The sequence below is a fragment of the Vibrio sp. genome, assembly GCF_984391705.1.
The window spans coordinates 1-11,743 of the sequence record NZ_CFHWOM010000079.1; the positions used below are offsets into that span (position 1 = coordinate 1).

The 11,743-nt window shown below is 45.3% G+C and carries 10 protein-coding genes and 1 tRNA gene; 1 reads left to right on the forward strand and 10 read right to left on the reverse strand.

All coding sequences use genetic code 11. The features are described from left to right. Positions 1 to 5 precede the first annotated feature (5 nt). A tRNA-Leu gene (locus tag AC4MRV_RS20245) sits at positions 6 to 90 on the reverse strand. A gap of 193 nt (positions 91 to 283) precedes the next feature. On the opposite strand from AC4MRV_RS20245, the gene AC4MRV_RS20250 reads away from it, so the two are divergent. Continuing rightward, positions 284 to 760 (forward strand): RDD family protein, encoded by a 477-nt coding sequence (locus AC4MRV_RS20250; RefSeq protein ID WP_491189109.1) that lies wholly within the window; start codon positions 284 to 286, stop codon positions 758 to 760. A gap of 60 nt (positions 761 to 820) precedes the next feature. Here AC4MRV_RS20250 and luxS read toward each other — a convergent pair whose 3' ends face one another. From luxS to AC4MRV_RS20295, 9 genes are all read right to left on the reverse strand, one after another. Then, the gene (gene luxS / locus AC4MRV_RS20255; protein ID WP_491189110.1) at positions 821 to 1,339 is read right to left on the reverse strand and encodes an S-ribosylhomocysteine lyase; all 519 of its coding nucleotides are present in this window, start codon (positions 1,337 to 1,339) and stop codon (positions 821 to 823) included. A 24-nt stretch (positions 1,340 to 1,363) separates the two neighbouring features. Then, positions 1,364 to 1,963 carry a transglycosylase SLT domain-containing protein gene (locus tag AC4MRV_RS20260; protein ID WP_491189111.1) on the reverse strand — a complete coding sequence of 200 codons (600 nt, stop codon included), beginning with the start codon at positions 1,961 to 1,963 and terminating at the stop codon, positions 1,364 to 1,366. Between the two features lie 9 nt (positions 1,964 to 1,972). Further along, positions 1,973 to 3,541 (reverse strand): glutamate--cysteine ligase, encoded by a 1,569-nt coding sequence (gene gshA / locus AC4MRV_RS20265; RefSeq protein WP_491189112.1) that lies wholly within the window; start codon positions 3,539 to 3,541, stop codon positions 1,973 to 1,975. Between the two features lie 106 nt (positions 3,542 to 3,647). Next, positions 3,648 to 6,506: a M16 family metallopeptidase gene (locus tag AC4MRV_RS20270; RefSeq protein ID WP_491189113.1), complete on the reverse strand. Its 2,859-nt coding sequence runs from the start codon at positions 6,504 to 6,506 to the stop codon at positions 3,648 to 3,650. Positions 6,507 to 6,515: 9 nt separating this feature from the next. Beyond that, the gene (locus AC4MRV_RS20275; RefSeq protein ID WP_491189114.1) at positions 6,516 to 6,977 is read right to left on the reverse strand and encodes a YqaA family protein; all 462 of its coding nucleotides are present in this window, start codon (positions 6,975 to 6,977) and stop codon (positions 6,516 to 6,518) included. Beyond that, entirely contained in the window at positions 6,971 to 7,921 is a 951-nt protein-coding gene (locus tag AC4MRV_RS20280) for an NADP-dependent oxidoreductase (protein WP_491189115.1), read from the reverse strand. Before AC4MRV_RS20280 ends, AC4MRV_RS20275 begins: the two co-directional genes overlap by 7 nt. Positions 7,922 to 8,038: 117 nt before the next feature. Beyond that, positions 8,039 to 9,169 carry a sodium ion-translocating decarboxylase subunit beta gene (locus AC4MRV_RS20285; protein WP_491189116.1) on the reverse strand — a complete coding sequence of 377 codons (1,131 nt, stop codon included), beginning with the start codon at positions 9,167 to 9,169 and terminating at the stop codon, positions 8,039 to 8,041. 9 nt (positions 9,170 to 9,178) lie between these two features. Next, positions 9,179 to 10,960, reverse strand: a complete 1,782-nt coding sequence (gene oadA / locus AC4MRV_RS20290; RefSeq protein ID WP_491189117.1) for a sodium-extruding oxaloacetate decarboxylase subunit alpha — start codon at positions 10,958 to 10,960, stop codon at positions 9,179 to 9,181. A 32-nt stretch (positions 10,961 to 10,992) separates the two neighbouring features. Further along, positions 10,993 to 11,250: an oxaloacetate decarboxylase subunit gamma gene (locus AC4MRV_RS20295; protein ID WP_491189118.1), complete on the reverse strand. Its 258-nt coding sequence runs from the start codon at positions 11,248 to 11,250 to the stop codon at positions 10,993 to 10,995. Positions 11,251 to 11,743 lie beyond the last annotated feature (493 nt).

An 11,743-nucleotide genomic window follows, 5' to 3' on the forward strand; every position in this document is an offset into this window, starting at 1 on the left:
AAATATGGTACCGGTGGGCGGACTTGAACCGCCACGCCCGAAGGCAACGGATTTTGAATCCGTCGTGTATACCAATTTCACCACACCGGCATCTCTGGGCTATTGCCCTTTGATGTTTGGCATTATACGTAAGCGAATAGTTCGTGCAAGTGCAAAAGACTGAAATACTTGCCGTTTGCTGATAAATTCACCACAAGTTACCAAGCTGTGCGCAATGTCTCTTTTCAGATTAAAAATGAAGCTTTATTCTTTCGCCTAATTTCTATTTTGGTAAGCAGGTTTTATGTCAGCAACTGACTCTTTGCCACCAGCGGGATTGTTTCGCCGCTTAGGGGCTCTCTTTTATGATGGTCTTATTATCATCGCTGTTGAAATGATGGCAGCTGGTATTGTAATTGCCATTCTCCATGCGCTTATGGCTATGGGCCTATTCAATGTTGGAGCGTATGCAGATGTCAGTGACTTTCTCACCAACCACCCAGTGTGGAGCCCTGTGTATACCGCTTACCTTGCTGCTGTTTGGATGTATTTCTTTGTCTTCTTTTGGACTCGAGCAGGCCAGACGCTTGGTATGAGAGCTTGGAAGCTTCATTTACGCAGCAATGATGGCTCTCCAGTGTCTACCACTCAAGCTCTAATTCGCATCGCGACCTCCGGTTTTGGTCTCGCTAATTTCACAGTGCCGATTGACCCTAAAAAACGTGGTTTCCACGACATATGGGCTAAGACTGAAGTCGTGGTGCTACCTAAAGCCAACTAAACACAGATTTAAGACACAAAAAAAGGAAGGCACCGCCTTCCTTTTCTTTTAATGCGTCTCTTAGTCCACTTTCAGCTCTTTTAACATAGCTTCAGGCAGTGCTAGATCATCATTCTTATTGACTAAAATACCTGCGCTAATAATCGCTTGAGCAATCTGCTTCGCTTCATCCAATGAATGCATTGCAGCCGTACCACACTGATATTCATTCAGTTCTGGAATTTTATTTTGGCTCTCAACTTTCAACACATCTTGCATTGCCGCTAGCCATGCGTCTGCCACTTGCTGCTCTTGAGGTGTGCCAATAAGGCTCATGTAGAAACCAGTACGGCAGCCCATTGGTGAAATATCGATAATTTCTACATTGTCACCATTGAGATGATTGCGCATAAAGCCTGCGTAAAGGTGTTCAAGGGTATGAATACCTTTTTCAGACAGGATATCTTTATTTGGAGCAGTAAAGCGTAGATCGAAAACCGTAATGGTATCGCCTTTTGGGGTGGTCATGGTTTTTGCCACTCGCACTGCAGGCGCATGCATACGAGTGTGGTCTACTGTAAAGCTATCTAATAACGGCATTGTCCTTCTCCTCTCAAGCTAGTATTAGAAAAACCAGCTTCGGTTATTTTCCAGTTCTTGTCGGCACTGTTTCAGTTGCCAACCATAATCCTTTGCTTGTTGCTCAACTCTACGAGCGACTTTTATTAATGTTGGCTTTGATTGATAAGTTTTGCGCTTATATCCACCGCGCCCCTCATGATAGGCCAAATACTGGTTGTACGGATCCCATTTGGATATCCCAAGCTGTTTTTGTGTTTCACTGGTATACCAACCAATAAACATCATAGAGTCCGAGAAATTAGTACGAGATCCACCATGATTGGTCGCTTTTTGAAAATCTTCCCAAGCAGGGTCTTGAGCCTGAGCGTACCCATATGCACTGCTTACCCGCCCCCATGGGATAAAGCCCAATACGTAGTCTTTAGGGGGTTTCGCATCATGGCGATAGCTACTTTCTTGCTTAACAAATGCCATAGCAATTTGAATCGGTGTGCCCCATTCATCTTGCATATCAACAGCATCATCATACCAACCTGGCTTTTCACGAAAAATTTCACAGAGATTAGAATGATTTTTAGGTGGAGCCGTAGCGCATCCACCTAACGTCAATAGAGCCAATAAAGCCGCTAACTTCCTTGCCACTCGCTTCCCTTATGCTTTCAAATAAGCAAAGTAGTCGGCTAAGAAGTCATCAAAATTGAGCTTATCAGAAGCTTCAACATCTGCTTGCGCTTTCACAGAGCGCTCAACTTCCCGCTCCATAGCTTCTTCACTGTAGGTACGGTAGGTATGGTTAAGGTGCTGCTGGCGATACTGCTTACCAAATTCACAACCTACTTTGCCTAAACCACCGAATCGCTTGGTATCTTCAAGCAATTGACCTGAAATGGTTAGCTCCGGATTATCAATCCATTCTAATAACTTGTAGCAAACAGCTTGGTAATCATTGCCACCATTAGCTGCGTCCATATGCTCCGCAATCTGGGTAAGCTCGACAAACACGCGCTTTGCCCAATCCTGTAGGCTGAGTACTTCGCCTTTGCAGCCAATCTGCAGCTCTAAGCCGGGTTTACGGCCTTCAACAATGACTTTGTTCCAGTTTTCGCGCCAGCAGGCCTGCTCACAGTAATCCATCGGTTCTGAATCGGTTAGAGCCGCCCATGCCAAAAATAGGTCCAAGAAACGAACTTGCTCAGCAGTAATACCAACTGAGCTATAAGGGTTCACATCTAAAGAACGAACTTCAATATATTCAACCCCACCGCGAGCGAGTGCCTCAGAAGGTTTCTCTCCTGATTTTGCAACGCGTTTTGGTCTAATTGGCGCATAGAGTTCATTTTCAATTTGAAGCACATTGCTATTGAGCTGGCGGTATTCTCCATCGACCTTGATTCCAATCTCAGCAAACTCATCAGAAGGCGTGCGAATAGCAGTATTCAGACCATCAAGATACTCTTCTAGACTATTGAAACCAATTTTAAGTGAACTCTGAGCGCTGTTGGTGTAACCCAAATCACTCATGCGCAGAGATGTTGCGTTTTGTAGGTAGAGCGTGCCGCCTACTTTCTCAAATGGTAGCTTCGTGTCGCGACCTTGAATGAATGACGAACACAAAGCAGGAGAAGCGCCAAAGAAATAAGGGATCAACCAACCAAAACGGTAGTAGTTTCGAATCAGACCAAAGTAGCCTTGAGATTTCGCGTGCTGGCGTTCTTGCTCATCTTGCTCGCCATACAACTGCTCCCAAAATGACTCAGGAAAAGAGAAGTTAAAATGCACACCCGAGATTATCTGCATCAAGCTACCATACCGACGCTTAAGGCCTTCTCGGTATAGTGTTTTCATCTTACCCGAGTTTGATGAACCATATTGCGCCAAATTGATATCATCTTCGCTACCGACGAAACACGGCATCGACAATGGCCACATTTTCTCTTCACCCAGCTTGGTTTGAGTAAAGTGGTGTATATCTTCCAACTGTGCGGTTAGTGTTCCAATATCTTGAGAAACTGGCGTAATGAACTCCAGCAGAGACTCCGAAAAGTCTGTTGTAATCCAGTTATTAGCATATGCAGAGCCTAAAGCCTTCGGATGCGGAGTAGTCGCAAGGTGACCATCCTGTTGATAGCGAAGCGTTTCACGCTCAACGCCTCGGCCGAAAGATTTAAATACTTCAGGGTTTCGTGCAACTCGCTCAAGTCGCGCAGCAAATTCAGTCAAAATGAGGTTCGCTTATATCAAGGGTTCGACCAATGCCAAACCAGTCAAATAATTTATAAAGAGTGACAAACGTCACTCTTTTTCTTTGCTCTATGTTATGTGTACTCTAACGGACGATTTCAAGCTCTTGTATCGGGATTTGTAAACTTTCTAGTTGCGGCTTCAGCGTTTTCGCATCCCCCACGACAATGATTTGATAATCTTTTGGAGTAAACCACTTCGTTGAAAGCTGATCAAGAGTCGATTTCTCAACCGTTTCCACAATCTCATTGCGCTGCTTTAGATAGTCCTCATCTAAGCTGTAAGCAAGAATACTACTTAAAAGCTGAGCTTTCTGTGAAGGAGTTTCATACTTTAGCGCATCTTGTTGACCGACAGCCAAGCGTAAAAATTTCATTTCCTCATCGCTCATCCCCTCGAGACTGTATTCATTCAGCTCATTTTCAAACTCCCGAATTGATGCAACCGTCGAATTTGCTCGAACTTGAGCAGAGAATACAATTGCTCCAACCTCACGATTTGCAGCGAGGTAACCACTTGCGCCGTATGTATAACCTTTGTCTTCTCGCAGGTTTTGGTTCAAACGACTATTGAAATTGCCAGCTAAGTTAAAGTTTGCCAGTTGAGTCAGGTAAGTCTCACCAACTGCATCAAACGGAAGCCCCTGACGGACAAAACGCACAATACTTTGTGGTGCACCTGGTTTGTCAACAAGGTAGATTTTTTGTTTGCCTGGGTCATTAACTAACTGAGGTCGAAGCAATGGCGCCTCTTCACCCTGCCAGTTTTCTATGAAACCTAAGGCTTTCTTAATCTGACGTTTGGAGATATCACCAACGACCACAATTTGAGCCCCTTGAGGCGTATAGTGCGTACGATAGAACTGTTTCACATCCTCTAGCGTTAACCCTTGCACGGACTCAGCCGTACCATCACTGGATCTTTGGTAAATAGATCCCGAAAACAGCACTTGGCGTGTTGCTTGTGACGCTAACCAACTCGGTTTTTGATGTTGATAAACGATTCCCTCTAACATCTGACGTTTGTTACGTTCAAAGTCTTGTTCATTGAATGCAGGCTCGAAGAGGATCTCTTCAACTAGCGCCAATGTTTGCGGAAGATTCTTTTCTAAACTTGATACCGAGATATTGGTGGTGTAGTTGGCGGCATTGATAGAAACTGAACTACCGAGCTTATCCAATTCAGCTTGTAATTCTTCCACACTTGATTTCAGCGTCCCTTCTTGCATCATTGCTGCCGTCAAGTTAGCTAATCCCTCTTGTCCTTCTGCAACATATCGCTCACCCGCAGGGAAACGAATGTTGAGCTGCACAGTCGGCGTTTCATCACTCACCGTACCAAGTAGCTCTGCACCGTTATCAAAGTATAAAGTGTACAACTTTGGCATTTGCGCTTTCACAGCATCAGCAACTTGAGGCATCACCGAACGGTCAAATTCATCCACTGGACGGCGATAGTCAAGGTCAGACTCTTCGACCTTTGCGTAATTAGGCAAGGTTCGAGCGGGAGTCTCAAAGTTTGCAGGTGCTACCGCAAAATCAACTTGACCTCGAGGCACAACACTTAGCGTCACTTTGGCATGGCCGTTAACAAAGTCTTTATAAGCTTTCATAACGGATTCAGGAGTCACCGCTCTGATCTGTTCAAGTTGACTCTGTAAACGATCAGGTTGATCGAAGAAAGTTTGATTTGAGGCCAACTGAGACACTTTTCCTCTTACACTTTGCAAGGCAAAAACAGCGTCCGCCTCTGCCATTCCGGTAATTTGATCTAAACGACTTTGCTCAACACCTTGGGCTTCAAAGTTGTTCAACGTCTGCATCAACTCTTCGTACAAGGGTTTCAATTGCCCATCTTCACCAGATGGTGCCATGGCATAAACGTAGAAGTTACAAGCGAGCTCTGCACAATCTTGGAAAGCACCAGCATCAACCGCTTTCTGAGTTTTAACTAGCTTTTGATACAGTAAACTGTTTGCTCCACTTCCTAAAACATTGGCAAGCGCGTCCAAAGAAACCTGTGTATCTTCACCACGATAAGTAGTAGGCCAGCCAACCACCACCATTGGCTGTTGAATGCGATCTTGCAATGTGATGTAACGATCTTCAGCAAGCGTTGCAGGCTGCTTCGAAGCCTTCTCAACCGCTGGCCCTGCAGGAATAGAACCAAAGTACTTGTTAACCCACTCTAGGGTTTGATCGACGTCGAGATCCCCGCCAATAGTGAGTACCGCATTGTTTGGACCGTACCAACGAAGGAAAAAGGCTTTCAGATCGTTTACATCAACACGATCAAGATCTTCAACGTAACCAATCGTCTGCCAAGAGTATGGGTGGCCTTCTGGGTACATGGCTTCGCCGATCTTTTCCCACATTAATCCATATGGACGGTTATCGTAATTCTGTGCACGCTCGTTTTTGACAGTATCACGCTGAATTTCAAATTTACGCTGTGAAACGGCGTCAAGTAAGAAGCCCATACGGTCTGATTCCAACCACAACATCTTCTCTAGTTGATTAGAGGGAACCGTTTCAAAATAGTTGGTACGGTCACGATTGGTCGTCCCGTTTAATGTTCCGCCTGCTTCGGTAATAATTTTAAAGTGCTCTTGGTCACCGACATGTTCGCTTCCCTGAAACATCATATGTTCAAAGAAATGCGCAAAGCCTGATTTACCAATTTCTTCACGAGCAGATCCAACGTGATAAGTGACATCCACATGAACGAGAGGATCTGAGTCATCCGGAGACAAGATAACCGTCAGCCCATTCTCAAGTTTGTATTTCGAATATGGAATCATCGCCTTACCCGGCACTGCATCTACCTCTTCGATTAAGGTGACACCTTCAGGTAGCGAAGAAAACAGCGAAACAGAAGGAAGGTTACTGCTCGAGCAACCGTAAAGAGCGACGAGAGAAAACGCACCAAGCCAGATTTTTCTCATGACTTCCCCTTAGAAAAAACCAAAATAAATGGCAGCAAGTAAGCTGTACCGGAAGGCTTTGCCAATTAAGACAAGCCAGAAACAAGGCCAGAAACGCATACGTAACCAACCTGCTGCTAAACAAAGTGGATCACCAATAATTGGTAACCAACTAAAAAAGAGAGACCAGTAGCCATATTTACTCAGCCACTGCAATGCTTTATGACCATGCTTTTCGTTTTGAGTTCGATTTGGTAACCACCATCCCAACCAGTAGTTAGTCAAGCCACCCAGCGTATTACCTAAGGTAGCAACGAGAATGATGGAGAATGTAGAAAATTGATTGAGACTGAGTGTCGCGACAAGCCCCGCTTCAGAACCTCCTGGAAGCAGGGTGGCACTTAAAAAACCTGTAATGAACAGAACCCAAAGTGCCGAATCGGAAAACCATAATGCGATAAATTGGAAGGAGGCATTAAATGCCTCTAGCATTGCATATCAAGCAAGATCTTGCCCCGTGTATGTCCAGTTTCAATTTGCTTATGAGCCTCAGCAACTTGATCCATTGGATAAATATTGAAGATCTCCGTCTTCAACAATCCCACACTCACCATATAAATGAGTGCATCAAGTTGCTCTGGGTTAGGGTCGACCAGCATTCCAGTTGCCTCAAAACCCAGTAGCTTCGCCTTTTCACAAATAAGCTCAGCGCTTAATGTTGGCACTGTGACAACTTTAGCCCCGTCTTTCAAGCATTTGAGTGCATCCAAAGCTACATCACCACCAACAAGGTCAATTAAGACATCCGCTTCTTCAACACGTTCAGACACAGGGGCAAACTGGTAATTCACAGCATGGGCACCCAAGGTTGCCATATAGTCCAAATTTGCCTCACTACACGTAGTAAACACTTCTGCTTTTGCAGCAACAGCCACCTGAATAGCAATATGACCAACCCCTCCGGCACCAGCAAGGATCAGAACTCGATCACCTTCTTTGACACTGGCTTTATCCAATGCTTGAATAGCCGTTTGACCAGCGAGAGGCAAAGCCGCCGCCGCTTCGAGAGTGATCGAATCAGGGACTAAACTAAGATCAGATTCCGGCACACAAACATACTGGCTGTAACCTCCACCTTGAAGAGGAAAGCCGACAAAGCCTGCAACCTTGTCTCCTAGAGAAAATCGCTCAGATTGCTCACCACACTCAACAATTTCACCCGCGATATCGTAACCAGGAACCCACGGAAGGTTGTCCTTATTTTCAGAAGCAGCCCAACCAAGGCCTGCTCGGGTTTTGACATCGATAGGGTTTACTCCCGAAAAAGCGACTTTAACTAACACTTCACCGGATTTGGGGTGAGGAGCCGTGGAGGATTGGATGACCAAAACTTCTGGCTCTCCAAATTGAGAGATTGCGATTTGTTTGTTTTCCATTTCTTCATTTCCCTGTCGATAGCAAAAAGGGATGCTAAAGCATCCCTTTGAATATATACCATTTATTGCTATCAAGTTAACCGATCGATTTCAAATTAACCAATAACTAACCGAGTATCAGCCGACCAATGCCAGCAAGATCCCCGCTGCAACTGCAGAGCCCAGTACGCCAGCCACATTTGGCCCCATTGCGTGCATTAACAAGAAGTTCTGCGGGTTAGCATCTAAACCTACCTTGTTTACTACTCGTGCAGCCATCGGTACAGCAGATACGCCTGCGGCACCAATCAATGGGTTGATATCCTCTTTCGAGAGCTTGTTAAGAAGCTTAGCCATTAATACGCCACCGGCAGTACCTATACTGAAGGCTACCGCACCCAGGGCCAAGATACCGAGTGTTTCAACATTCAAGAACTCCTCAGCTTGTAGCTTTGAACCAACACCAAGCCCTAGGAAGATCGTCACGATATTGATCAACTCGTTCTGAGCTGTCTTAGATAAGCGATCCACCACGCCAGCTTCACGCATCAAGTTGCCCAGACAGAACATACCAACAAGTGGTGTTGCTGACGGTAGGAACAAGATCGTCATCAAAAGCACAGCTAATGGGAACAAGACCTTCTCACCTTTGCCCACATGACGTAACTGTGCCATTTGGATCTTACGCTCTTCCGGTGATGTCAGTGCTTTCATGATTGGCGGTTGAATGATCGGTACCAACGCCATGTAACTGTATGCTGCTACAGCGATAGCGCCAAGTAGATCCGGAGATAACTGACTCGCTAAAAAGATCGCAGTTGGACCATCCGCTCCACCGATAATGGCTATCGACGCTGCGTCAGGCATACTGAATTCCATACCTGGCACATAGTTAAGTAAGATTGCTCCAAACAAGGTAGCAAAGATACCAAACTGAGCTGCTGCGCCTAACCACAACGTTTTAGGGTTTGCTATCAAAGCACCAAAGTCGGTCATTGCTCCAACACCCATGAAAATCAAGAGTGGGAAGATACCTGACTCAATACCCACGTAATAAACGTAGTAGAGCAGTCCACCTTCTTCGGTAAATCCCGCATTTGGGATATTAGCTAAGATCGCACCAAAACCAATCGGCAGAAGCAATAAAGGCTCAAAACCTTTACGAATAGCCAAAAACAGCAGAGCACATCCGACCAAGATCATACAGATCTGGCCAAACTCAAAATTAGCGATCCCTGTTTCAGACCAAAGGGTCATTAATCCTTCCATGGTACTCCCTTACGCTAAGCTGATCAGTGGAGCACCGACAGTGACAGAATCGCCTTCTTTGACGTGAAGATCTTGAACGATACCGCTGCGAGCAGCGCGCACTTCTGTTTCCATCTTCATCGCTTCAAGGATCAGCAGCACATCACCTTCAGCTACTTGAGCACCACTTTGAACATTCACCTTAAAGATGTTACCCGCTAGCGGTGCTGGTACGACTTCAGAATTCCCTGCGGGCGCTGCAGGAGCTGGTGCCGCTTGAGGAGCAGATGCTTGAGCTACCGACGTCAACTGACCCTGAGGCCCAACTTCAACATCGTATACTTGGCCATCTACTTTAACGCTGTAAGTTTCGATACCACCTTGCGCAGGCTGCACTGCTGGAGTGGAAGCTGGGGCTTCCTCTAACCAAGGAGCTGGCTCAAAAGCTTCAGGGTTACGACGGTTCTTCAGGAATTTGAGGCCAACCTGAGGAAACAAAGCATACGTTAGTACATCATCAACCGTATCCTCAGCCAGAGAAATACCTTCCGCTTTCGCTTTGCTTAATAGATCATCTGTCAGGGTGTCTAGCTCGGCATCAAGCAAATCAGCAGGGCGACAAGTAATTGCTTCACCGCCATCAAGAACTTTTGCTTGCAGCTCAGTATTAACCTCTGCAGGAGCAGCTCCGTATTCGCCTTTCAATACACCAGCCGTCTCTTTGGTGATGCTCTTATAGCGCTCTCCAGTCAAAACATTGATAACCGCTTGGGTACCAACAATTTGTGAAGTTGGAGTAACAAGAGGAATGTAACCTAAGTCTTGGCGTACGCGCGGGATTTCTTCTAACACTTCATCAAGCTTGTCTGCTGCACCTTGCTCTTTAAGCTGACCTTCCATGTTAGTCAGCATACCGCCAGGTACTTGCGCAATTAAAATACGTGAATCGACGCCTTTTAACTGACCTTCAAACTTAGCGTACTTTTTACGAACTTCACGGAAGTAAGCGGCTATAGGCTCAATTTGGTCAAGCTTTAGGTTGGTATCACGCTCAGTACCTTGTAGCATCGCTACCACTGTTTCTGTTGGCGTGTGGCCATAGGTACAGCTCATCGATGAAATTGCGGTGTCTAGAATATCCACACCAGCTTCAACAGCTTTCACTGCAGTTGCGGTAGATAGACCTGTTGTTGCGTGGCAATGAAGCGCTAAAGGGATGTCAGTAGAAGATTTGATACGAGTAATTAACTCTTCCGCTTCATAAGGTTTAAGTAGGCCAGACATATCCTTGATACAGAGGGAGTGGCAACCCAAGTCTTCAAGGCGCTTTGCTAAATCAACCCAAGTATCCGTGTTGTGTACTGGGCTGGTTGTATAAGAAAGCGTACCTTGAGCGTGTGCGCCTACATCAACAGCGGCTTTTACTGCCTTTTCAAAGTTACGTACATCGTTCATCGCATCAAAAATACGGAAAACGTCCATACCGTTGGCGTGAGCACGCTCAACAAATTTTTCAACCACATCATCTGCATAGTGGCGGTAGCCTAATAAGTTTTGACCACGCAGTAACATTTGCATTGGGGTATTAGGCATCGCTTTTTTAAGCTCGCGTAGGCGCTCCCATGGGTCCTCTCCCAAGAAACGAATACACGCATCAAATGTTGCTCCGCCCCAGGTTTCAAGTGACCAATAACCTACTTTATCCAGCTCTGCTGCGATAGGTAACATATCTTCAAGACGCATACGAGTCGCAAACAGCGATTGATGGGCGTCACGAAGAACCACGTCGGTTAAAGCTAGTGGTTTAGACATGCTCATTAACTCCTTTTAATCCATTTCAAATGCTATTTAGCAGTAGAGGTACGATATTGATGTACCGCGGCAGAAATTGCCGCCACTACTTTCGGGCTAACAGCAGACGAGATTGGTTGAACTTTATTATTTTGATTTGGGGTTGCGATCGGCTCTGGTACTTCTTCAGGCACCAGTTTCGACATTAGCCGAACGAGATAGACAAGAATAGTGAGGAATATAAACACTACAACCATGCCCGTGAGCATCAAGGTCGCAGCATCTACTAGCAGGCTTCCAATATTATCCATTTTTGCATCCTTTCTTTGTCATCCTGACAAGGTGTATTAGGTAAACGTTAAGGACTTCGTGTCCAAAATACCTAAATGTGCTCGGTTATTTACCGGACTTCTTCGATCAGGAAGAACTTTGTGATCCCGACAAGAGGTCTAGGATTATCTCGATTGGTTAAATTTTGTCAATTTTGTTTAAAGCAGTCTTGATGATAATGCACATATCTAAGGGCGATTACGTCATACAAGTCACATAAATCTGCAATATCAGTTTAATGAAGGATAAATAACTGCTGTTTTTTAGACGTTATTTTAAAAATGAAGTGATTACTGCGATAGGGTTAATATTTCCTGAAAAAGCCTTTAAGAAACATTGAGTTGTAAAATTAGAGTTACAAGAGTGATAATGAAATGTTAATAAAAAAGCCCTGCTATTTCTAGCAGGGCTTTTTTAGAAAGTGGCGCGTCCTGGAGGATTCGAACCTCCGACCGCCTGGTTCGTAGCCAGGTA